Annotated in this window: 1 protein-coding gene; it reads right to left on the minus strand. The window is 67.5% G+C overall.

Features of this window, described 5'->3' with window-relative positions:
* Nucleotides 1-12 precede the first annotated feature (12 nt).
* Nucleotides 13-1,362, minus strand: coding sequence for an ISL3 family transposase (locus O3Q52_RS52990; RefSeq protein ID WP_269655534.1), 1,350 nt, complete (start codon nt 1,360-1,362; stop codon nt 13-15).
* Nucleotides 1,363-1,517: the final 155 nt, after the last annotated feature.

Genomic DNA, 1,517 nt, shown 5'->3' on the forward strand with positions numbered 1-1,517 from the left:
GGGTCTTCGAATTTAGTGGGGGTGTGCCTCTCGTCGGCTCCGGCGGGTGGTCGCACAGCGTGAGCGGAGGCGTTGGTTCGCTCGGTTGCGGAAGCCGAAGGCGTTGCGGGCCTCCAGCTTGATGAGGCGGTTGTTGCCTTCGGAGGCGGCGTTGGTGATCCCGGTGGTGAGGTAGGTTTCGATGCCGGTCCACCACTGCTCGACGGTTTCGGCCAGTACGAGGAGTTCGGGCAGGTGGGCATGGTCGGCGATATGGGCGTGGAAGCGGTAGCGGGCGGCGGAGATCGCTGAGTGATCAGGGGCGAGGTGCGTGCGGGTGACGGCGAGGGACAGCAGGTCGCGCAGGAGTTCCTTGGCCTGCCAGGCGGCGTGGATCTGTCGGCCGTAGGTGCCCATGTACTCCAGCTCGCTCTTGAGGACGGCGAGTTGGTCCTGGTCGAGGTCCTCTTTGTTGCGGCGCAGGAGTTTGCGGACGGTGTAGATGCCGTCGCCCTTGCGGGCACGGCGGCCGTGCTGTTTCCAGGTGAGGCGTCGGCGCAGGTCGGCGAGGTGGCGCTGGGCGAGCTGCACGATGTGGAAGCAGTCGACGACCACGGCCGCGTGCGGCAGGGCGCGGTGGATGGCGGCGCGGAAGGTGGAGCACAGGTCGATGGCGACGTAGCGGACCTGCGCGCGCCAGGCGGCGGGCTGGGCCATCAGCCAGTCGGTGACGGATGTCGCGTTGCGGCCCTCGACCTGCCCGAACAGCCCGCGTCCGCCGATGGCGTCGACGAAGCCGATGTGCCAGGCGTCCGCGACAAGCTCCCACTTTTCGGTGTCCGGGTTCTGTTTCCACACCGGCTTGCCCCGCCGGGTCTCGTCGATCCCGATCGCCTCGGTAGCCTGCGGCTGCTCGGGCAGGGCCTTGGCGGCGTATTCCTCGAAGCAGTGCTGCACGATCGGCCAGGACAGGTGCAGGTCGCGGCCGGCCTGCACCACGGTGCGAGAGCCGTCACAAACCGCGGCCCCCGCCGCACGGCGCAGGGCCTTGGTGGTGCGCATCCGCGCCGGCACCTGACGTATCGATTCGGTGAACGAGCCGCGTGGGCAGGCTACTTCGGTGCAGTGCCAGCGCGCCTTACGCCAGCGGATACCCATCGGACGCCCGCCGCAGGACAGATGTCTCGGGGCGGTGGTGCGGTAGTCCTTCAACCGCGTGGCGAAGACCCCGCACGAGGGGCAGGCCCTCGCGGAGTCCTCGCTCGTCACGACGTACACCGTCGATCCACCCGCTCCGTCGTCCTTGACCTTGATCACACTCACCCCCTCCAGCCCCAGCAGTCGTGTCGCGTCGCTGTTGATCTCGGTATCGTGAGTGCTCAAGCCCGTGGGTTTTCATGATCGGTTGCGTAGAGAACAACCATGATCACGAAGGCCTGCGGGCTTCTTGCGTCCGGGGGCCCACACTGCAGGCCCATCACAGACGGTGACCAACCGTCAGGCCGTCACCGTCACACCCCCACTAAATTCGAAGACCC

Origin of the sequence: Streptomyces sp. ActVer (assembly GCF_027270795.1) — a bacterium.
GTDB lineage: Bacteria > Actinomycetota > Actinomycetes > Streptomycetales > Streptomycetaceae > Streptomyces > Streptomyces umbrinus_A.